16 protein-coding genes are annotated in these 21,214 nt (G+C 60.4%); 7 read left to right on the forward strand and 9 right to left on the reverse strand.

Annotated elements, in window-relative coordinates; all coding sequences use genetic code 11:
- A complete protein-coding gene (locus tag Q666_RS47090; protein ID WP_023003385.1) occupies positions 1-2,436 on the reverse strand; it encodes a Tex family protein in 2,436 nt (811 codons plus the stop codon).
- Between the two features lie 422 nt (positions 2,437-2,858).
- Here Q666_RS47090 and Q666_RS47095 point away from each other — a divergent pair, with 422 nt between their 5' ends.
- A complete protein-coding gene (locus Q666_RS47095) occupies positions 2,859-3,509 on the forward strand; it encodes a TetR/AcrR family transcriptional regulator (protein ID WP_023003384.1) in 651 nt (216 codons plus the stop codon).
- Here Q666_RS47095 and Q666_RS47100 read toward each other — a convergent pair.
- Complete coding sequence (locus tag Q666_RS47100) at positions 3,493-4,614, reverse strand: ATP-dependent RecD-like DNA helicase (RefSeq protein WP_023003383.1); 1,122 nt, start codon at positions 4,612-4,614, stop codon at positions 3,493-3,495. The genes Q666_RS47095 and Q666_RS47100 overlap by 17 nt on opposite strands.
- Before the next feature lie 346 nt (positions 4,615-4,960).
- Positions 4,961-6,283, reverse strand: coding sequence for an FAD-dependent oxidoreductase (locus Q666_RS47105; protein WP_023003382.1), 1,323 nt, complete (start codon positions 6,281-6,283; stop codon positions 4,961-4,963).
- 285 nt (positions 6,284-6,568) lie between these two features.
- Here Q666_RS47105 and Q666_RS47110 point away from each other — a divergent pair, with 285 nt between their 5' ends.
- Both Q666_RS47110 and Q666_RS47115 read left to right on the forward strand, forming a co-directional pair.
- Positions 6,569-7,504, forward strand: coding sequence for a fatty acid desaturase (locus Q666_RS47110; RefSeq protein ID WP_031270488.1), 936 nt, complete (start codon positions 6,569-6,571; stop codon positions 7,502-7,504).
- On the forward strand, positions 7,501-8,328 hold the full coding sequence (locus Q666_RS47115; protein ID WP_208994006.1) for a PhnD/SsuA/transferrin family substrate-binding protein: 828 nt from the start codon (positions 7,501-7,503) through the stop codon (positions 8,326-8,328). Before Q666_RS47110 ends, Q666_RS47115 begins: the two co-directional genes overlap by 4 nt.
- Before the next feature lie 78 nt (positions 8,329-8,406).
- On the opposite strand, the gene Q666_RS66735 is transcribed toward Q666_RS47115, so the two are convergent.
- Positions 8,407-8,535 carry a hypothetical protein gene (locus tag Q666_RS66735; protein WP_023003379.1) on the reverse strand — a complete coding sequence of 43 codons (129 nt, stop codon included), beginning with the start codon at positions 8,533-8,535 and terminating at the stop codon, positions 8,407-8,409.
- A gap of 168 nt (positions 8,536-8,703) precedes the next feature.
- Here Q666_RS66735 and Q666_RS47120 point away from each other — a divergent pair, with 168 nt between their 5' ends.
- Together Q666_RS47120 and Q666_RS47125 are read left to right on the forward strand one after the other, a co-directional pair.
- Positions 8,704-9,606, forward strand: coding sequence for a LysR substrate-binding domain-containing protein (locus tag Q666_RS47120; RefSeq protein ID WP_031270486.1), 903 nt, complete (start codon positions 8,704-8,706; stop codon positions 9,604-9,606).
- Positions 9,607-9,728: 122 nt separating this feature from the next.
- Positions 9,729-10,037 carry a hypothetical protein gene (locus Q666_RS47125; protein ID WP_023003377.1) on the forward strand — a complete coding sequence of 103 codons (309 nt, stop codon included), beginning with the start codon at positions 9,729-9,731 and terminating at the stop codon, positions 10,035-10,037.
- A gap of 641 nt (positions 10,038-10,678) precedes the next feature.
- On the opposite strand, the gene Q666_RS47130 is transcribed toward Q666_RS47125, so the two are convergent.
- Together Q666_RS47130 and Q666_RS47135 are read right to left on the reverse strand one after the other, a co-directional pair.
- Positions 10,679-13,114, reverse strand: coding sequence for an FAD-dependent oxidoreductase (locus tag Q666_RS47130; protein WP_023003376.1), 2,436 nt, complete (start codon positions 13,112-13,114; stop codon positions 10,679-10,681).
- 66 nt (positions 13,115-13,180) lie between these two features.
- Positions 13,181-14,758 carry a trimethylamine methyltransferase family protein gene (locus Q666_RS47135; RefSeq protein WP_023003375.1) on the reverse strand — a complete coding sequence of 526 codons (1,578 nt, stop codon included), beginning with the start codon at positions 14,756-14,758 and terminating at the stop codon, positions 13,181-13,183.
- A 253-nt stretch (positions 14,759-15,011) separates the two neighbouring features.
- Between Q666_RS47135 and Q666_RS47140 the strand changes: the two genes are divergently transcribed.
- Positions 15,012-15,929 (forward strand): phosphotransferase, encoded by a 918-nt coding sequence (locus Q666_RS47140; RefSeq protein ID WP_031270484.1) that lies wholly within the window; start codon positions 15,012-15,014, stop codon positions 15,927-15,929.
- Between the two features lie 55 nt (positions 15,930-15,984).
- Positions 15,985-17,031 carry an ABC transporter ATP-binding protein gene (locus Q666_RS47145; RefSeq protein ID WP_023003373.1) on the forward strand — a complete coding sequence of 349 codons (1,047 nt, stop codon included), beginning with the start codon at positions 15,985-15,987 and terminating at the stop codon, positions 17,029-17,031.
- A gap of 70 nt (positions 17,032-17,101) precedes the next feature.
- Here Q666_RS47145 and Q666_RS47150 read toward each other — a convergent pair whose 3' ends face one another.
- The 3 genes from Q666_RS47150 to Q666_RS47160 form a co-directional block, all read right to left on the reverse strand.
- Positions 17,102-18,802, reverse strand: coding sequence for an iron ABC transporter permease (locus Q666_RS47150; protein ID WP_031270483.1), 1,701 nt, complete (start codon positions 18,800-18,802; stop codon positions 17,102-17,104).
- Between the two features lie 252 nt (positions 18,803-19,054).
- A complete protein-coding gene (locus tag Q666_RS47155) occupies positions 19,055-20,035 on the reverse strand; it encodes an ABC transporter substrate-binding protein (protein WP_023003371.1) in 981 nt (326 codons plus the stop codon).
- Positions 20,036-20,224: 189 nt separating this feature from the next.
- Positions 20,225-21,145, reverse strand: a complete 921-nt coding sequence (locus Q666_RS47160) for an MBL fold metallo-hydrolase (protein WP_023003370.1) — start codon at positions 21,143-21,145, stop codon at positions 20,225-20,227.
- Positions 21,146-21,214: the final 69 nt, after the last annotated feature.

Consider the following 21,214-nt stretch of genomic DNA (forward strand, 5'->3'; position numbering starts at 1 on the left):
TCATTTCTTCTTGTTCATCGCTGCGGCGAGTGCCGCGGCCAAGGCGTTGTTGCCGCTGTCTCCGCCGGAGGACTTCGGCGCGCCGCCACCACGGGGGCCATTTCCACGCGGGCCGTTACCGCCGCCGGGTCCCTTGCCGCTGGGGCCTCTGCCTCCCGGACCGTTCCGGTTCTGGCCACCCCTGTCCTGACCACCACGCTCACGCTGGCTCTGGTAATCTGCCTGGGACTTCATGGTCATGGAGATGCGCTTGCGTGGAACATCCACTTCCAGGACCGTCACCTTGACGATGTCACCGGCCTTCACGACCTTGTGCGGATCATCGACGAACCGATCAGCCAATTGGGAAACATGCACCAGCCCGTCCTGATGAACACCAACATCGACGAAGGCGCCGAAGTTGGTGACGTTGGTGACCGTGCCTTCCAGCTTCATGCCCGGTTTCAGGTCGGAAATTTCCTCGACGCCGTCCTGAAGGGTCGCGGTCTTGAATTCGGGGCGCGGGTCGCGGCCCGGCTTTTCCAGTTCCGACAGGATGTCCTTCACAGTCGGCAGGCCGAATTTCTCGTCGGTGAATTCTGACGGTTCGAGGCCTTTCAGCAGTGAGGCGTCGCCCATGATCTGGCGCACGTCGCGGCCGCAGGCCTTCACGATCCGTTTTGCCAACGGATAGGCTTCCGGGTGGACGGAGGAGGCGTCGAGCGGTTCCTTGCCTTCGTTGATGCGCAGAAAGCCTGCGCAGAGTTCAAAAGCCTTGGCGCCGAGGCGCGGGACTTCCTTGAGCTGGGTGCGACTGTCGAAGCGGCCGATGGCTTCACGGTGTTCGACGACCGCCTTTGCCAGACTGTCCGACAGGCCGGAAATGCGCGACAGCAGGGCGGGAGAGGCGGTGTTGAGATCAACGCCGACGGCGTTCACCGCGTCTTCGACAACCGCATCCAGCGCACGGGCCAGCTTGGTCTGGTTGACGTCGTGCTGGTACTGGCCGACGCCGATGGACTTCGGTTCGATCTTGACCAGTTCGGCAAGCGGGTCCTGCAGGCGGCGGGCGATGGAGGCCGCGCCGCGCAGGGAAACGTCGACATCCGGCATTTCCTTCGCCGCCAGTTCCGAGGCCGAATAGACCGAAGCGCCGGCCTCGTTGACGATGACCTTTACCGGGCGCTGGGCGGCGGGAATGTCGGCAAGAACGTCACCCGCCAGCTTGTCTGTTTCACGGCTGGCCGTGCCGTTGCCGATGGCGATCAGGCCGACCTTGTGTTTCGCGATCAAGGCGAGGAGAGCGGCACGGGAGCCGGAGACATCATTGCGCGGCTGGAACGGATAGATGGTCGCGGTTTCAACCAGCTTGCCGGTTGCATCGACAACGGCAACCTTCACGCCTGTCCGGATGCCGGGATCGAGGCCGAGTGTGGTTCTGGAACCGGCGGGCGCTGCCAGCAGCAGATCCTTGAGGTTGCGGGCAAAAACCTGGATGGCTTCTTCTTCCGCCTTGTCACGCAGGACACCCATCAGGTCGAGTTCCAGGTGCAGGGCAAGCTTCACCTTCCAGGCGAAACGCGCAGCTTCCATAAGCCACTTGTCGCCAGGGCGGCCCCGGTCGGCGATGCCATAGGTGTCAGCAACCATCTTTACGGCGGGCAGGACAGGGGAGACGTCGTCAGCATCAACCGTCAGGTCGACAGACAGGATGCCTTCGTTGCGACCACGGAACAGCGCAAGGGCGCGGTGACTCGGGATCTTGGACCATTGTTCGGAATAGTCGAAATAGTCGGCGAATTTCGCACCTTTTTCCGCCATGCCGTCGATGAGTTTCGATTGAACGACACCACGTTCCTCGACATGGCGGCGCAGGCGGCCGACCAGCTCGGCGTTTTCGGCAAAGCGTTCCATCAGGATCTGGCGAGCACCGTCAAGCGCCGCCTTGGTGTCGGCAACGCCCTTGCCTTCATCCACGTAAGCGGCCGCTTCGGCCTCGGGGTCTCGGGTGGGATCACCCAGAAGAGTGTCGGCCAGCGGTTCCAGGCCGGCTTCACGGGCAATCTGTGCCTTGGTGCGACGCTTCTTCTTGAACGGCAGATAGATGTCTTCAAGCTGGGACTTTGTATCGGCTGCCTGAATGCTGGCAACAAGATCGTCTGTGAGCTTGCCCTGCTCTTCGATGGATTTGGTTATGGCGACGCGGCGGTCTTCCATTTCACGCAGATAAATCAGCCGCTCTTCGAGCTTGCGCAGCTGGGTGTCGTCAAGCCCGCCGGTGGCTTCCTTCCGGTAGCGGGCGATGAACGGCACCGTCGAACCTTCGTCCAGCATCTGGACGGCCGAATTCACCTGGCCGGCCTTGCAGCCGATTTCATCCGCGATCCTCTGTGCGATGCGCAGGGCGGTCTGGGCGGACAGGTCGGCCTTGGGAGTGGACGTGGTCGGGTCGGTCATCGATACGCTTGCCATTTACGAAAGGTACTTTCCGTCGAGAAAAATCTGAGCCGCAGACGATAAGCCCCCTCAATCGGGCGGAAAAGGGACCGATGAGTTCCGTCCACTGTGAAATACCGAAAGATTGCCGGATCGGGCGCGCCGGATTGAAACGAGCTGAGCCCAATGGCGAACCAATTTCACCGCAGGCAGTGCAGTGAAATTGTTTTGGTATGCACTTTTAGGTTGAATGATGGGTAGTTCCTGTACGAATTGCAATAAATTGCGTATTCTGCGTTGAAAACGAGCAGCTATTCTTTCAACAAGATGTCGTGGTCGGTTGGTGGTGCGCATGGTGGGCAAGGGCGTACATCCTGCCGAGGTTTAAGGTTCCCGAGCTTTAATAACCGGATCACACGGTTTGTTATGAGGAGTGCAGACCGATGGCGCGCGGACGGCCAAGAAAAATCGATACCAAAGACGCTCTTCACTCCGTGATGATCGCCTTTTGGCAGAACGGCTATACCGGCACATCCATGAGCGATCTTGCCGATGCGTCAGGCATGGCCAAACCGGGCCTTTATGCCGCGTTCGGCGACAAGGAAGCACTGTTCGAAAAGGCGCTTCTGCATTATTTCGAAACCTATGGCGGGCCGGTCTTTGCCAGGTTGAAACGGGCTGAAAAACACGTTGTCCAGGACTTCCGGGATTTTCTCGGTGCCGTCGCGGACCTGACGCTGGACAAGGAAACGCCGGCTGGATGTTTTCTCGTCAATGCCCTTGTCGACTGCACATATGGCGCTCAGCGGCATCAGGAAGTCGTGCTGAACCTGAGGGCTGCACGGTTCAAGGCCATCAGGGATCGCCTTTTAAAGGCGGTTGCCGCGGGGGAGATGTCTGAAGATACCGACGTGGACCGGACGGCAACCTTTATCGACGGACAGTTTTCGGCAATTGCCCTGCTTGGGCGCAGCGGCAGCAGCGAGAACGACCTCAGAACCTTTATCGAGACCGGTCTCCAGGCACTTCCTGCCAGCAATGATCTGCAGGAGATTTCCGAAGCCGCGTTCAACTCGCCTATCTTACGACAGTGATCTGCTCGGCGGCGCGGGTGACTGCGGTATAAAGCCAGCGGCTCTTGTGCTCGCGGAATGCCCAGCTTTCATCGAACAGGACAACGTTGTCCCACTGCGAGCCCTGGGCCTTGTGGACGGTCAGCGCATAGCCGTAGTCGAATTCGTCCGCCTTGCGCCGGATGGCATAGGGAATGCTTTCCGCGCCATCCTCGAACATGGCCGGCAACACCTTCACCTTGACGGCGTTTCTCGAGAGCTCGTCCTCGGACACGACATCGAAGCGCAACGTGTTGCCACGTGGGGGCCGCAGGCGCTTGACCGTCCAAAGACCGCCGTTCAAAAGCCCCTTGGTCTTGTCGTTCCTGAGGCACACCAGCTTGTCGCCGACCGCTGGCATGGGAGTGGAGAAATCCTTCAACTCGCGAATGCGGGCGTTGTAAAGCCTGCGCGTCTTGTTGGTGCCGACCAGCACCTGATCGGCGGCAAGGATCTGGTCCTTGTCGATGTCGCGCCGGTGGATCACCCGGCTTTCGCCGAATGTGCCGTAGTCGAGCTGGCCACCGTCGCGAATGGTCATCGACATGCGCACGATCGGATTGTCCTGCGCCTGCCGGTGAACCTCGGTCAGCATCACGTCGGGCTCTGCTTCGGTGAAAAAGCCACCGCCCTTGACGGGAGGCAGCTGTGCCGGGTCACCCAGCACCAGAACAGGCGTGCCGAAGGACAGAAGGTCCTTGCCCAGGTCTTCGTCCACCATGGAGCATTCGTCGATGACGATCAGGCTCGCGGTCGAAGCCTGGCTGTCCCGCTTGATGGCAAACTGCGGGCCGCTGTCGTCATCATCGTCGTCAAGGTCGTCTTCTTCCTTGGCCGAACGGGGGCGGTAGATCAGCGAATGGATCGTGCCCGCATCCTCGCAGCCTTTCTGGCGCAGCACATGAGCAGCCTTGCCGGTGAAGGCGCCAAAACAGACGTCGCCGTCGATGCCTTCCGCCAGATGCCGGGCAAGCGTTGTCTTGCCCGTGCCCGCAAAGCCGAACAGGCGGAACACCTGCCTGTCGCCGCGCTTTAGCCAGGCAGCGGCTTCTTTCAGGGCTTCATCTTGTTGCGGGGACCAGGCCACGGAATGCTCCTTCAGGATCAGAACCGGTTGCTTACCCCGAAACGGGCGATTCGACCACGGCGGAATTGGGGGGGGCTTGAGGCCGTTATGTTCAGTCGCGCGCACCGGGCGTTCGTCCAGCGAAGCCAGACAGGAGCCGTTTCCAATCCAGACGCCAGCCTCAGACCTTGCCGTAGTTCCAACCCCAGCCGCAGCCGTAGACCCAGACTCAGCTCCAACCCAGCCCTAGCCCCAACCTCCCCCCCATCCTTCGAGACGCGCACTTTCGTGTGCTCCTCAGGATGAGGCAGAGGGTTGGAGATCGCTCCTACGATTTCGGCTCAGAAGAACAGAAGCTTGAGTGAAATTACCCGAGCACCGAAAACGAACTTTCCTTCGTCAGCTCGCGCTTGCGGGAGAACGTCGCCGTGTTGAGCGTGTGGGGGACATGCTCCAGCTTGAATTGCAATGGCGTGGCGTCATGGTCATTGCCAGCTTCGCAGTAACCGATCAGATCTGTCATCAGGCGCCCGGCAACGGTTGCGTTCTTGAACTGGTTGCCGCTGGTTCCGATGGCCAGGTAGTAGCCATCGACATCGGTGCGGTCGTAAATCGGGAGCCAGTCGTCCGTCGCGTCATAGAGCGCCGCAACCCCCACAGGGTGCTGGGATACGCCCAGTTCGGGTACTCGTTGAGAGTAGCGGTAGGCATAGGTGAGACCGCGGTCGGTGAGGTCCATTGCAAAATCGTCGGGATCTTCCACGAGATGCGGGTCGCAGGCAGGGTTCTGGCTGCCGATCATCAACTGGCCGCCGCCACCCGGCTTGACGTAGACGGAGATGTCGTTGTCGGAAACGACCAGACCTTCGCGGGAATAATTCAGACTTTGTGGCGGGGCGATCTGAACCACTTCCTGGCGCAGCGGGCGGTGGCCAATCTTCAGTCCGGTCTCACCTTCCAGGAGCGCGTTCACCTTGCCGGAATGCGGGCCGGCGACATTGATGACGATAGCTGCCGGGATATGTTCGCCGTTCTCAGTGAGAACACCGGTGACACGGTTGTTCTCTACCGGAATCTTGACGATCCTGGTCTTGAAGCGGAACTGCGCCCCAAGCCTGGCTGCCGCATCCTTCAGGTTGCGGGCGGCGATTTGCGGATCGTCGACGTAGCCACCTGCCGGGAAGAAGACACCGCCCTGAAGCGCGCCACCGGTCGGCATGCCGAAGTCGTCGTCATCCATGGTTTTCGCCGGGGCGAAACAGTCCAGGTTGTAGCCTGGGAGTTCCTGTGTGATGCGGTCGGCCGACCAGTGTTCATAAGGGATGCCGAGGGCGTCGGCATGTTCCAGAACATGCTTCTGGTAGTTGTCGGATGCGGTCTTCATCACCAGTGTGCCGGTCTCGATAAAATGCGCCAGTTCCCCGGCGTCTTCCGTTTCCAGATAGGCCTGCCAGTTCTTCCAGTCGTGATAGCCTTCAAGGGCCATCGCCGTGCCGTCGCGCGTGGAATAATAGGTGCGGATCACCGCCGCGGAACTGGAGGTGGAGCCATAGCCGGCTGCCGGCAGGGCGTCGACATTCAGTGTCTTGTAGCCATTGCGTGTCATGGACAATGCGATGGCGCAACCGATGATGCCGGCGCCGATGATAATCACGTCATGACGGTTCGGCGTTTCGTTTGATGTTGGCATGGCTGTCCTTCCTTCCGGCGTTTCGCCCAGAACAGAGGACAGCCCCTTTTTTGTCTAGCGGCAAAACCGCCACTTGATGTTCCGATCCAGTCATATCGTTTGTCGGAAAGGCTGCAGATGCAGCTAAAAATCATCATCTGTTTACAAATAAAACCATCATGCTGATTTTGCTAAATATCGTGGAATTTGTTCTCAAGTCTCAAATTGTCCTGAAGATGGCCTGCGCGCATAGTCAAACCAGTTCATGTCGGTTTACGCCGATTTTTCAAACATTTGGAGACTTCCTTGCCGCGCGCGAAATTCTGCGAGTGGCCGACATTGGCCCTGATTCTGGCCACCTCGTCGGCTTGGTTTTTGTTGATAGGGTTCTATTCCGAGCTTGGACCTTTCGTGGTCTGCCCCCTGGCGGCGATCCTGGTGACACTGCAATCCTCACTGCAACACGAGGTACTTCATGGTCACCCCACGCGCAGTCCCGCACTCAACGAAGCCCTGGTCTACTGCTCGTTCGGCCTGTGCGTGCCGTATCGCCGCTTCAAGTCTCTTCACCTGCGCCATCATAACAACGACCGGCTGACGGATCCTTACGACGATCCGGAAAGCTACTATCTCGCCTGGGCGGACTGGCAGAGCCTTCCTCGTCCGATACAAATGATCCTGACGATCAACAACACCCTATTGGGCCGGCTGCTGATCGGGCCGGTGGTCTCGATGGTCGGTTTCGTGGGAGCCGAAATCCGGATGATGCTTGCGGGGGACAAGGTCGTCATGCGCGCCTGGGCACATCATGTTGCCGGTGTGGTGCCGCTTGTCCTGTTTGTCACTCTGGTCGGCGGCATGCCGTTCTGGTTGTATGTTCTCGGCGTTGCCTATCCGGGCATGAGCCTGTTGATGCTGCGCACCTATGCGGAGCACCGTGCGCATGAACATGCGGAGGCGCGGTCGATCATCGTCGAGTTCTGCCCGGTGTTCTCGCTTCTGTTTCTGAACAATAATCTCCATGTCGTTCATCACGCCAATCCGCGTGCACCCTGGTATCATCTTCCGAAGATCTACCGCGCTGCCCGCTCGGAATGGCAGGAGCGGAACGGCGGCTATGTCTTTGCGAGCTATTTCCAGTTGGCCAGGCACTATTTTTTCAAGGTGAAGGAGCCCGTTGTGCACCCGATCAAATACAATGAGACCAGCGGATTTCCTGCCGCGGAAAAGGCGGTGTCTTGACCGGTGGATCTTTTCTAGCTGTCCGGCTGCCGATGTACGACTGGCCGGAGGTACGTCATGCCACGCGGGATCTTGAAAGCGCGCTCCAGGGCGCGCTTTGCCGCGTTCTGGGACTGAGTGAAGGCGATATCCGGCCATGGCAGGATGGGCAAGATCTGGTGGAGGCCTGGACGGACCCGGATCTCCTCTTGTCGCAAACCTGCGGTTACCCCCTGACCCATGCACTTGCGGACAAGGTCCGGCTCGTGGGGACGCCTCACTACGATGCGGAAGGGTGCGATGGTCCACGATATTGCAGTCAACTGATCGTCAAGCATGACAGCTCCCACCAAAACCTGGAGGGCCTGCGCGGTCACCGGGCGGTTTTCAACGGATCGGACAGCCAGTCAGGCATGAATACTTTCCGTCATGCGGTGGCACAGCTTGATACTGAGGGCGCTTTCTTTTCAGACGTCATTGTGAGCGGGAGCCACCTGGCGTCCTTGAAGGCCGTTGCGGAGGGCAAGGCCGACATCGCATCCATTGATTCAGTCTGCTGGGCACTGGTCTGCCGGGAAATACCGGAGCTGGCGGCGCAAGTTCGGCCGCTTGGCCGCACAGCATCTGCGCCCGGGTTGCCGCTGATCACTTCCCGCCGTTTCAGCGATGCGGAACACGCACTTATTAGCGATGCCGTTGCCGAGGTGCTTTCAGCGCCTGAAACGCAACAAAGCCGTGAACGCCTTGGCATTCACGGCTTTTCGAAACTGTCTTCCGACGATTACGCGGTCATCTTGAAGATGGAAGCCGAGGCGGCAGAGCGCGGGTATCCCGTGCTGGCCTGACGCTGGTTTCGCACTCTCTGGAAAATTGTCAGATTGCCGGCTTTAGGCCGGCAATCGGCAGTCATCCAGGTCGTCGGATCAGCGTGTCTTGGACTTCTGAGCTTCGCGCTGGCGCAGGGCCTGGTTCATACGAGCCAGCTCTGCCGTGGTGTGTCCGCTAACGACACCCATGAGGTTGGTGCCGAGGGCTTGTGCAAGATAGGTCATGGCGTTGCCAATCCTGAGCGTATTCGATTGTTACAAGAAAGTGCGGTCCACTGCTTAAACGCGAGGCCGCTTGCCTGCTATATGGGCAGAACTTGCAGTTCAATCAATCGAATAGTATTCATCTATTCGTTCAAAAAAATTGAACTGAACTTCCGGGAAATCTGGACCATGCAAAAGTTGCCCGGCACCGGCATGCCGCTGATCGATCTGGATCTTTACAGAACCTTTTTGGTGATCGCAGAAACCTCAAGTTTTTCAAAAGCTTCCGAGCTTGTTGGGCGAACGCCGTCAGCAGTTTCAATGCAGATCAAAAAACTTGAATCGATCCTCGGGGTTTCGGTGTTCGCCCGAGAAGGGCGCACTGTACGTATGACTACGGAAGGCGAAGCTTTGCTTGGATATGCGCGGCGTATCCTGATGCTGAACGAGGAAGCTGTTTCGCTGTTCCTGTCTCCTGAAGTGGAAGGCGAAGTCCGCTTCGGAGCGCCGTCCGACTTCGGCACAAGGTTCCTGCCCAACATTCTTTCACGCTTTGCACGCTCTCATCCTGGTGTGAACGTGGACGTGCATCTCGATGGCAGTCCGATGCTGGACGAGAAGGTGAAGAAGGGGGAGCTGGACCTTGCGCTCTTTACCGCCCGTCCGGGTACCGCACTGGCGCGGGGAGGCACAATCGTCTTCACCGAGCCGCTGGTGTGGGTAGGACTGGAAGGTGGTATTGCCTATGAGCGCGATCCGTTGCCGCTTGCCGTTTCCACGCCCGGGTGCCCCTGGCGCAGAGCTGCGCGGGTTGCGCTGGACGATGCCCAGAAGCCTTACCGCGTTTCCTACACCAGCTTTCACAGCGCCGGCCAGGAAGCCGCGCTGCTGGCGGACCTTGCCGTGGCTCCCTTTCCGGCGAGTGTTGTCGAGGCGCCCCTGATGGCCCTGGACGAACGGCATGGCCTGCCGGAAATCGGCGACTATCACATTCTCATGGCCGAGCGGGCCCATGCGGGCAAAGCCACTCATGCGTTCGCCAAGCATGTTGCCGAAAGCTTCAAGGACCTCAGCCACGGCGTCTCGGCCTGAAGTCAGTCTGTCGCGTTAACCATAATTTCCGTTTCACGGGACAAACCCGCAGGACCTCTGGCGCAAAAGTTAACGAGCGGTTACGATTCATGGTAAATGAAGCGTTAACAGCGAGACGTGTCATGAATTCCTTCTGCAAAACCCTGCTGGCCGCAGCCGGCATGAGCATGGCCCTTGGAGTAGCAGCGCAGGCCGAAAGCGGCACGACGCGCATTGTCCACGACGAACCTTATGGTGCCATCGTGACCAAGGAAGCCGGTGTTCTGGTGTTCCGCGGCCTGCCGCCGACCCGCAAGGTGATCGTCAATCCGGACGGCAAGACGCCGCTGGAACTGAAGCAGACCGAAGTGACCGAGACCAACGTGATGGTCTTTGCCGATCAAAGCGATTACGTGCGCGCCCTCGGGCCGAAGATCATCCGGTTGAAGTAAAGGCCGAGAACCGGTCTGCAGGCGTGTTCTGATATGCCGACTGGCGTCTGCCATCGGTTTGCTTAGGTCGCATTATTATCTGCCAGTCCTCACCAAACTCCTCATCCGGAGGAGGGCTGAAAGCCCGTCTCTAAGGATGGGTCACTTGTGTTGGCGTTTGCCGCCCATCCTTCGAGACGGCGCTTCGCACCTCCTCAGGATGAGGGGGGAGAAGTTCGGGATGAGGGGAGCGGAAGGCGGAGTTCAGCAAAGGCGAAGAATCGGGGTGTTCCGGATGGAGTGACTGCGCAGGTCTCTGAATCGATCTGTCGCTCTGCGCTCTTCGGAACTCGGCAGGTATCCTCAGTGCTGGGACGCTCTTGTCCGCTCAACAGTCCTCGTCTTCCCTGCCTTTTCGTGCCGACCCCCCACCTCCGGTAAATCCCAATCGTTCCCTACACCAACCCCTCATCCTGAGGAGGGCCGGAGGCCCGTCTCGAAGGATGGCCGCTTGTTCCCGAGTATGCTGCCCATCCTTCGAGACGGCGCTTTGCGCCTCCTCAGGATGAGGTTGAGGGGAGGGGAGCCCGGGAGGATAGGGGGAGGTGGAGTTCAGGCGGGGGAGGCGGTCGTCGGGGTGTTGGTCCGACGACCAGATGCATTCACATGCGCATGCGTTCGGCTTTCGGGTCGAACAGCGGTTCGCTGATGATGGTGGCCTTGCGGCGCTCGCCCAGGATTTCGATCTCGAAGGCGCCTTCCTGCGTGTTCGATGCCAAGTCCGAGGGAATATACCCTTGTGCGAGGGATTTCCGCAGGTAGTGGGCGTAGCCGCCGGAAGTCACCCAGCCGATCACCTTGCCGTCGTGCCATACGGGCTCATCGCCCATGACGTCGGCGTCCGACGCGTCGACCACGAAGCTGACACGCAGGCGCTTCGGTCCTTCATCGAATTCTTTCTGAGCCGCCTCCTTGCCGATGAAGGTGTCTTTGGACAGCTTCACGAACCGGCCAAGATCGGCTTCGAATGCGCCGTAGATCGGGCGGAATTCGCGGAACCAGGTGCCGAAGTTCTTTTCCAGTCGCAGGCAGAGCAGGGCGCGCATGCCGAAGTTGACGATGTTGAACTCGGCTCCGGCCTTCATCAGCGCATCATAGACCTGACGCTGGTACTCCGGCGCCATCCAGATCTCGTAGCCAAGGTCGCCCGTGTAGGTGATGCGGTTGACCTTGCAGGGGGCGTTGGCAACGTCCATTTCGCGGAAGTCCATGAACCGGAACGCTTCGCCCGAGACATCGTCTCCGGTGATCTTCTCCAGAACCTTGCGCGAATTGGGACCGGCGATGGAGAGGCCAACCCAGCCGAGGTTTATTGCGCGGATCGTCACCGAGCCGTCCTCTGGCAGGTGCTTCTCGAACCAGCGCATGTGATAGATCTCGGCCTGGGACGAGCCCCACATGTAGAACTTCTGGTCGCTGGCCCGGGCGATGGTGAAATCGCCGATCAGTTTGCCGTTCTCGTTCAGCATCGGCGTCAGGATGATGCGGCCGACCTTCGGCATTGTGTTGGTCATCAAAAGCGACAGGAAGCTTTCCGCGCCGGGCCCTGTGATCTCGTATTTGGCGAAGTTGGCCGTCTCCGTCACGCCCACGCTCTCGCGCACAGCCCGGCACTCGGCGCCGATGTGCTCAAAATCGTTGGAGCGGTGGTAGGAGACGATGTCCTTGGCTTCCACGCCTTCCGGAGCGAACCAGAGCGGTGTTTCCAGGCCCCAGCTGTCGCCCATGACGGCGCCTTGCGCCAGCATGCGGTCGTAAAGCGGGGTTGTCTGCTGCGGGCGGGCGGCCGGAAGTTCCTCGTTGGGGAAACGGATCCGGAACCGGCGGCGGTAATTTTCCTGAACCTTGGCATTGGTATAGGAGAGCGTTGCCCAGGTGCCGTAGCGGGCAACATCCATGCCCCAGATGTCGTAGCCGGGATCGCCGTTGATCATCCAGTTGGCGAGCGTCAGGCCGACACCGCCGCCCTGGCTGAACCCGGCCATGACGCCGCAGGCAACCCAGTAGTTGCGAAGACCGCGAACCGGGCCGACCAGCGGGTTGCCATCCGGCGCGAAGGTGAAAGGCCCGTTGATGATCTGCTTGATGCCGGCATTCTGCAGGGCGGGGAAATGCTCGAAGCCGACTTCCAGCTCCGGCGCGATCCGGTCGAGATCCGGCGCCAGCAGTTCGTGGCCGAAATCCCAGGGGGTCTGGCGCGGGCTCCACGGGCGGCAGTTCTGCTCGTAGGTGCCGAGCAGTACGCCCTTGCCTTCCTGGCGGGTGTAGATCTCACCACCGAAATCCAGAACGCCGATCAGTTCCTTGCCGGTGGCTTCGTTGTGTGAGGTCACTTCCTCCATCTCGTCGGTCAGGAGGTACATGTGCTCCATGGCGAGCACCGGCAGTTCGATGCCGACCATGCGCCCGCATTCGCGCGCCCAAAGGCCACCCGCGTTGACCACGTGTTCGGCGTGGATCGTGCCCTTGTTGGTGATGACATCCCAGGTGCCGTCGGGCGTTTGAACCAGTTCTTCCACCTTGGTGTGGCGCAGGACTGTCGCGCCGTTGACGCGGGCCGCCTTGGCATAGGCATGGGTGGTGCCGGAGGGGTCGAGATGGCCTTCAATCGGGTCCCAGAGCGCGCCGATGAAGTGTTTCTCGTCCAGAAGAGGGAACATCTTCTTGGCTTCGGAGACCGAGATCAGCTCCAGGTCCATGCCGAGATAGCGCCCCTTGGCCTGGGCAAGACGCAGGAAATCCATCCGCTCGGGCGTATCGGCCAGCATGACGCCGCCGGTCAGGTGCAGGCTGCAGGACTGGCCGGAGATTTCTTCCAGTTCCTTGTAGAGGTCGACGGTGTAACTTTGCAGCTGGGCTACGTTCGGATCGCCGTTCAGAGTGTGGAAGCCGCCTGCTGCGTGCCAGGAGGAGCCGGATGTCAGTTCGTCGCGCTCGATCAGCGTGACGTCTTTCCAGCCGAGCTTGGTCAGGTGATACAGAACGCTGCAGCCGACAACGCCACCGCCAATGACAACAACCTGAGTGTGGGTATTCATGCAATCTGCTCCGGAAGCGCCTGCTCTTGCGCGGCAGGCCGTGTTCGAACGTTAAACGTGAAATGATCAGAAGTCGGTCGGGGCGCCGCCCTCGGCCTTTCGCCTCTCGACAAAGGCGGTGATTTCCTCGTCGATGGCCGGATCAAGCGGGGGCTGCTCATAGGCTTCCAGAGCCTTCTTGTAGAGCATGTTCGCCTTGTCGTAGGCGGTCGGGCTGCCTGCTTCCGACCAGCTTTCGTAATTGCGCCAGTCGGAAACGATGGGCGCGTAGAAAGCGTCCTTGTAACGGTCCTGGGTGTGCTGGGTGCCGAAGAAGTGGCCCGCCGGACCGACCTCGCGGATCGCATCGACGGCAAGGGCTGCCTCTGACACATCAAGCGGCGTCAGGTATTCGGCGATCTTCTGGAGCAGATCGATGTCGGTGATGAATTTCTCGAAACCCGCACTCAGTCCGCCTTCCAGCCATCCGGCGGCATGCTTGATAATATGGGCCCCGCCGTTGATCGCGCCCCATTCCGACAAGGTGGTTTCCAGCGCGGCCTGATAGTCGACCGTGTTGGCCGCGCAAACGCCTGACGACCTGTAGGGAAGATGATAGCGCCGGGCGAGCTGGCCACCGACGATTGCTGCCTTCATGTATTCCGGCGTGCCGAAGGCTGGCGCGCCGGATTTCATGTCGACGTTGGACGTGAAGCCGCCATAAACCACCGGCACACCCGGGCGGACAAGCTGGGCGAAGGCGATCCCGGCAAGGGCTTCCGCGTTCTGCAGGGTCAGCGCGCCGGCAACGGTGACCGGAGCCATGGCACCGGCAAGAGTGAAAGGCGTGACAATGGAAACCTGTCCGGCCTTGGCCATTTCGATCAGGCCTTGCAGCATTGGCGTGTCGAGCCTCAGCGGCGAGGACGTGTTGATGACCGTTGCCACGCACGGCGTTTCGACGAATTCTTCCGGGGTAAGGCCGTAGCCGATCCGGGTCAGTTCCAGACCGTCTAGGTTGCGCTCCTTGCCGAGCGAATAGATGTGATAGACCTTGTCGGTGAGCCGGAGCATGTCTGCAACGCAGTCGAGATGGCGCACGGAAGCGTGGATATCGACCGGTTCGACCGGGTAGCCCATGACGCAGTGAATGATGTTGAAGAACTGCGACAGTTTCAGGAAGTTGCGATAGTCCTCCTGGTTGCCCGGGCGGCGACCGTGGTCGCGGTCGACGGCATTGGGCGCGCTGGCCACACAGGAAAAGGCAAGGGCATTGCCGCCCACCTGCAGATCATGCGCCCGGTTGCGCGCACGGATCGTGAATTCGGCCGGGGCCTTGGCGACAAGCTCTTCCACCATCGCCCGGTCCATGCGTACACGGTCTTCACCCGGCTTGATGTCGGCCCCGGCCTCCTTCAGGATCTGCTTTGCTTCCTCGTGCAGGAAGTCGATGCCGATCTCTTCCAGAACGCGCATGGATGCGTCGTGGATCGCTTCAAGTTCGTCAGCGGAAACGGCTTCCAACGGCTTGAAGATATGCCGCGGCTGCTTGAAGGGTTTTTGCGGAAAGAGATCCGGACCGGTCTTCTCGCCGCCCCTGCGCCGCCGTCCGCGCCGCGCGGGAGCCGTCTCGGCAAGCGAGGCCGTTTCGATGTCATGCGTCATGTCGTCCGCCACTATTCCTGAAAGCCGGACCTGATGCCCTGGAAAGGCTTGGGCGCGGCCCGGTCTGCGCCATTTCATCAGACGTTACTTGAGAGGGCACTTTCAGCGGGCAGTCTCAGAACGACGGCCAGTGCTTCAACTCCGACATCCGGCACCGTGTCCTCGATCCAGCCGTGATCTCGCCCATCGGGGGGCTTGACGGAAAGGGACTTCAAAGCGATCAGAACAAGGAGACTTTTCGTGGGGACCCCTGGTGCGCGTGTTGCTGTCGGATTCGGAACTGCTGGCTTTTCTGAAAACGCTCCTGCCGGTGAAGGACTGGTCAGTTGCGCGGCTGCGGCCGTTGCCGGTCGCCTATACCGCCCGGTTCTGGCGGCTGGACACGCCGGGCAGAAGCTTTGTCATCAAGGAGTTCTTCCCCGAAAATGAAGACAACCCTCTGTATCCGACCTTGCCGAGGCAGGAAGCGGACGCCCTTGCCGTACTAGCCCGCCATGGCCTGTCGCCGGAACTTGAAGCTTTCACCTACAGTCCGGCGAAAACACCGCTGTTGATCTATGGCTATCCGACCCCGGTCGACAACGAGATCGATGTCGGAGAAGCCGCCGAACTGATCGGTCGGTTTGCCGCCTTGAGTGAACCGGTGTCGGGGCACCAGACCGTTCCGGCCGGATATCACGAGGTGCTGGCGCGGGGCGATGCCATGCTGGCGCTCATTCCGCATAGTCGCAAGGCGGCGAACCTGAAGCGGTCGCGTCCGGCCGATGGCGCCGTCAAAAGACGCGAGATCAAGCGTTCACTCGTTCATCGCAGTTTCTGTCTCGGCACGATCCAGGCAACCGGCGATGGCGCCCGGCTGATCGATTGGCAATTCGCCGGGCTTGGTGACCCGGTCGAGGATATCGCCTGTTTCGTCTCGCCCGGTCTTGCAACGCTCTATGGCCTTCATCCGCTTGTCGCCCATGCGGAGGAAATGTTCCTGACGCGCTACCCTGACCAGGAGACGGTCGAGCATTTTCTGAAGGAGCGCGGCGCCTATCACTGGTGCCTTGCAGCCTATTGCCTGTTCCGCCACGAAACACTGATGCATTCCAACGCCCCGGCGGCCAGGGCCTATGGCCGCGCGCTGGAAGAGGAAGTCGACCTGCTGCTGCGTTTGCGGGGCCGATGAGGGGCGTTTGCAGCAGTTGTAATCAATCTGTCATGGGAGAAGGCTAACGGGAGGCATGTCCATCCAGCTTGCTTCCGTTTCCAAGTCCTTCGATGCCCATAAGGCGCTGAACAGCGTGTCCCTTTCGATTGAGGACGGCACGTTTTTCGTGGTGCTCGGCCCGTCCGGTTGCGGCAAGTCGACCTTGCTGCGCGCCATTGCCGGGTTGGAGCCGGTCGATGCGGGAGAGATCAAACTCAGTGGGCAGGCCGTTGCCGGCAAGGGCCTGCACCTGCCGCCCGAGCAGCGCCAGGTGGGAGTGGTGTTTCAGTCCTATGCGCTGTGGCCGCACATGAATGTTGCCGCTAATGTCGCCTTTCCGCTGGAGACGGCGGGTGAAACGCGGAGCGCGGTGTCGGCCCGTGTGGCGGAGTGCCTGGAAACGGTGGCCCTGACACCGTTCCGGCAGCGCAAGCCGGCCGAACTTTCCGGCGGTCAGCGCCAACGGGTGGCGCTGGCGCGATGCCTGGCGCAAGGCGCGCGCACCGTCCTGATGGACGAGCCTCTCGCCAATCTCGATCCGCATTTGCGCAGCACGATGGAAGAAGAGCTGGCGGCATTCCACAGGGCGAGCGGCGCGACGACGCTTTTCATTACCCACGACCAGCGCGAGGCGATGGCCCTTGCCGACAAGGTGGCGGTGATGTGGGATGGCAGCATCCTGCAGGCGGACGATCCCGACACGCTTTACCGCCGTCCGAATTCGAAGAAGGTCGCCGGTTTCATCGGCCGCAGCACCCTCGTTCCGGTGGATGTGCTGCGAGTTGAAAACGGCGAGGCGCAAGTGCGGTTCGGCAATGTCATCGCGGTCGTCGATTGTCCTGACCAAACAGTTTCGGGCCCAGCAACGTTGTTGCTCAGGCCGGAACATCTGGTGCTCGCAACGGGCATTTCCGGCTTCGAAGCAACGGTCGAACGGACGATCTACCGGGGTGGCTATTGGGAAGTCTTCGTCCGTCTCGAAGGCCTTTCGCAACCGCTTCTCATGGTGCTTCACCGAAAGGCGGAACCTGGCGAGCTCCTGCAGCTCGATATCCTGCGGGGATGGGTGTTGCCGGAGTGAGTTTTTTCCTTGTTGTCACCCAGGGTAAAGCGCAGCGCAGACCCGGGATGACAAGAGCTTCGACTATCCCTCAATCCTTCCAGGGGATCGTCCCGGCCGGAACCCTGCGGGCCAGTGCATTCATTGTCAGCATGATCAAAATCGTTGCGGCGACGACCACAACCGACATGGCGGCGGCAAGCGTAGTGTAGCCGCCGTCTTCGTAGTTGAAGATTGTCGTGCCGATGGTCTCGTTGCCGGTCGACCAGAGCAGGGCGGAGACCGTGACCTCGTTGTAAGCGGTCAGGAACACCAGGATTGCACCGGAGGCAGCCGCGGGAGCTGCGAGCGGGGTGAAGATCCTTGTCATGCGCCGGTAGAACCCGGCGCCAGCCACCCGAGCCGCATCTTCCAATGAACCATCCATTTGCAGGAAGGCGGCGGCAACCGGTTTCAGGCCCACCGCCAGGAAAACGGAGACATAGGCAATCAGGATTATCCAGAGGGTGCCGTAGAGCGAGATGTTCAATACCGGCAGAGGGCGGATGAATGCCAGGATGAAGGCGATCGACATCACCAGGCCGGGCACGGCAAAGGCGATTTCCGACTGTGTGAGCGCAAGGCTCGCCCAGGTTCTGTGAGCCGGCTTCCGATGGGCGAGGAAATAGGCCAGGAACAGGCTGATGACAGCAATGACAAGTGCGGCAACCCCGGCAACGAGAGTTGAGTTGGCGAAGGCCCTGAGCGTGACGGACTGGCGCCAGAGCACTTCGGTGAAGTTTTCGAGTGTCAGGGTTTCCGCAGACAGTGGTAGGCCGTAAGTGGGAACCAGCGAGGTCGCCAGCAACGAGGTTGCCGGCAGCAGCAGCACGAAGGCGACGAACAGCCAGAGAGTGGCTTCCACAAAGGGACGCTTGCGGCCAAGGGAGATCGCCAGAGGATCTTGCGGCAGACCGATGAGGCTGGTGCGCAGGTGCCGCTGCAGCACACCTTGCAGCAGGATCGCCGCAAGGGCGACAACAGCCAGGATAACGGAAATTACCGCCACGTTTGGCAGGACATCCGGACCGAAGCTTGCCAGCCTTCGCCACACCAGAACAGGCAAGGTGGTGTAGCGTGCCGGAATGCCGATCAGGGCATTGATGCCGAAATTGCCAAGTGCGGCAACGAAGGCGAGCGCAAAACCGGCCAGCAGGGATGGCGCGAGCAACGGCAAGGTGATCCTGCGCAACATCAAGAAGCTTCCGGAGCCGGAAACGCGGGCCGCGTCTGAGAGTTCGCGCGGAAACGATCTCAACGCGGCACGGACCAGCAGGAACACCAGCGGGCTGTGCTGCAGGGTCAGCAGCAGGACGAGGCCTTCGCGGGAGTAGAGAGGGTGGGTGGAGCCGAGTTCCGGAGCCAGCCCAAGCCAGCGCAACACCGGACTGCCCGGGCCGAGCGCCTGTATCCAGGCAATTGCCGTTACATGCGGCGGGATCATCATCGGCAGCAGGATCAGGAAGACCAGCAGGCCCTTGGCGCGAATATCGGTGAGGCCGATCAGGAGTGCGAGCAGGGTGCCGAGTGCGGTTGCTGCCAGTGCCGACAAGAAACTGCTCTCAACGGAATGCCACAGCGCGCTTCGGACCGACCGGCTCTGCACGGCTTCCATCAACGGGCCCAGGTCGAGACCGCCATCATCCGTCAGCCCGGTCTTGAACAAGAGCAGCAGCGGCAGGCCGCAGATCAGCGTTGCACCGAGAACAAGCGCGAGGAGGGAGGTCTTTTCGGAAAGCTTCGATAGCTGCACAGGGATTTGCCGTTGCTTCTCGCAGTCATTCCGGACAAGTGAGGCGTAGCCGAGCGATGATCCGGAATCCAGACATGTTTCGCGCCGGAGGCGCGGCCAAATTCCAAATTGAACAGTATTCGCTTTGCTCATGCTGATGTCTGGATTCCGGATCAGCATGAGCAACGCTGCATTTGTCCGGAATGACGGGGGAACGGAAAAAAGCAGCGAGGCTTCCGCCACGCTGCCCGTTGTCGAAAGGAGGCGTTGGCCTTACCCGCCGAAGATCTCGGAGAATTTCATCTTGTCGGCCTGGTCCTGTTCCAGGGCCTTGGCCGGATCGAAATCCATGAGCTTGATCTGGTCGCGCGCGGGAAAGCCTTCCGGAGCCGGGACGCCCGGGTGTGCCGGCAGGTAGCCCTGGGATGCGGCAAGCTTCTGACCGTCTTCGGAAATCAGGAAGTCGACAAATGCCTTGGCGGCATCCGGGTTCTGGGCAGTGGAGAGGATCGCAACCGGCTCGGTGACGGCGGAGACGCCTTCTTCCGGGAAGACGAACTCAACCGGTGCGCCTTTTACCTTTTCGCGGATCGGCAGGAAGTCGACGACGAAGCCGTAGAGTTTCTCGCCACCGGCAATCGCCTTGTAGACGCCGCCATTGCCGCCCTGCGGGTTGGCGCCCTGGTCTGCGAGGCCTTCGTAATAGGCCCAGCCAAGCTCCGGGTTGGAGGTCAGCGCAGTCATGTGGATGGTCGCGGCGCCGGAGGTCAGCGGCGACGGCATGGCTAGCTTGTCCTTTGCTTCCGGCTTCAGGAGATCCTTGTAGGACGTCGGCTTCATCGGCGCGTTGGTGTTGTACATGATGCCGGTGGTGATCAGCTTGGTGGAGAAGTAGCTCTTGTCCTTGTCCATGATCGCCGGATCGTAGGCGGAAACGTCGGCCGCCTCATGCGCCATAAGACGACCTTCCTGCTTCAGGCTCTCCATGGTCACCATGTCGGCGATCAGCAGTACGTCCGGCTTCGGCGCACCGGCTTCGAATTCTGCCAGCAGCTTCGCCATGATCTTGGTGGTGCCGTCACGGACCCACTCGACTTCAACGCCCGGATGCGCCGCGGTGAAGGCATCGACGGTTGCCTGGGCGTCGGCGTTCGGCTGGGAGGTGTAGAGCACGAGCTTGCCGGTAACATCGTCGGCGTAAGCGGAGGCGGATGCCGCGGCCAGGAGGCCGGCTGCGATCAGAAGCTTTTTCATGTGACAGATCCTTTGCACAGAGCAGCAAAAGGGTTGCGGATGAAAATCGCCTATCAGCTCTACATGACAGTTTTATTCAGGCGGCGGGTATTTTTACGGGTAATTTTGCCGGCTAAGTTTATATTATGGGAGGCGCTTGCGGCAGCCGGCATCTCCTTTGGAGACGCCGGTGCCCCGTTGTTTTCGTGGTCAGACGTAACTTACGCAGGTGCCTTCCGAAACAAGATCCAGTCCTTGCGTCTTGCCGGCAAGCGCAGTCGGCAGGCTGGTGACGGGTTCAAGATAAAGCGCGTAAGTGGAGTGATGGATCGGCAGCACCTTGCCAGGCCGGAGCTTATCCACGAAATCGGCGGCATGATTAGCGCCCATGCTGATCTGCCCGAGAGGTCCTGAAGTGCCGACGCCGCCAAGATGTGGAATGAACACGTCCGGCGATCCAAAACCCCTGAGCGCGTCGAGGACATTTGGCGTCGGGAAGGTATCACCGGTCCAATAGACAGACTTTGCCCAATCGCCCTGGCGGATCTCCAGCCAGTAGCCGTTACCTGGGCCAAGCAGCGAGGCAATCTCCGGGTTTTCCGAGTGTTCGGCAGGTAGTGCGGTCAGCGAGAGTGTGACGTCGCCCTTGGTGATCACGTGAGGTTTCATCCAGTCGGCCACCTGAACCTGCGTGAACCCCTTTGCGGTCAATCGCTCCCGGTCATGAGAGGGAACGAGGAACGGCATGTCCGGGGCAATTGCGCTTTCCGCCGTCTGGTCGAAATGATCTTCATGCAGGTGGGACAGCAGGACTTGATCCACCTTGGAAAGATCCATACTGCGAAACGGGGTCAGCCGTTTGTGGGTCACCACATCGGGTCCCTTGGCGAGATCGAACATCTGGTTGGGGTCACCCATGCGGAACGCTTCCTCACCTTCGCCGAAAGCCGGATCGGTCAGGAGGGTCAGGTCACCGCATTCGATCAGCATCGTTGCACCGCCGAGCCAGGTGATGTCGAGCCGGGGAGATCCTGTTGCGGTTCTTGCGGGAGCGGACGAAACACCGGTCAAGATTGCCGGAGCAGCCAGCGACATGGTGCCGGCTGACTTCAGAAAACTGCGCCGTTTCATGGGAATACCTCTTGGGACCGTTGATGGTGCGTTGTAGGTAGACAGCAGATATTGTTCGGTGTAGCTGTA

The sequence above is a fragment of the Labrenzia sp. C1B70 genome (genome assembly GCF_000475395.1).
In the GTDB taxonomy this organism is placed as follows: Bacteria; Pseudomonadota; Alphaproteobacteria; order Rhizobiales; family Stappiaceae; genus Roseibium; species Roseibium algicola.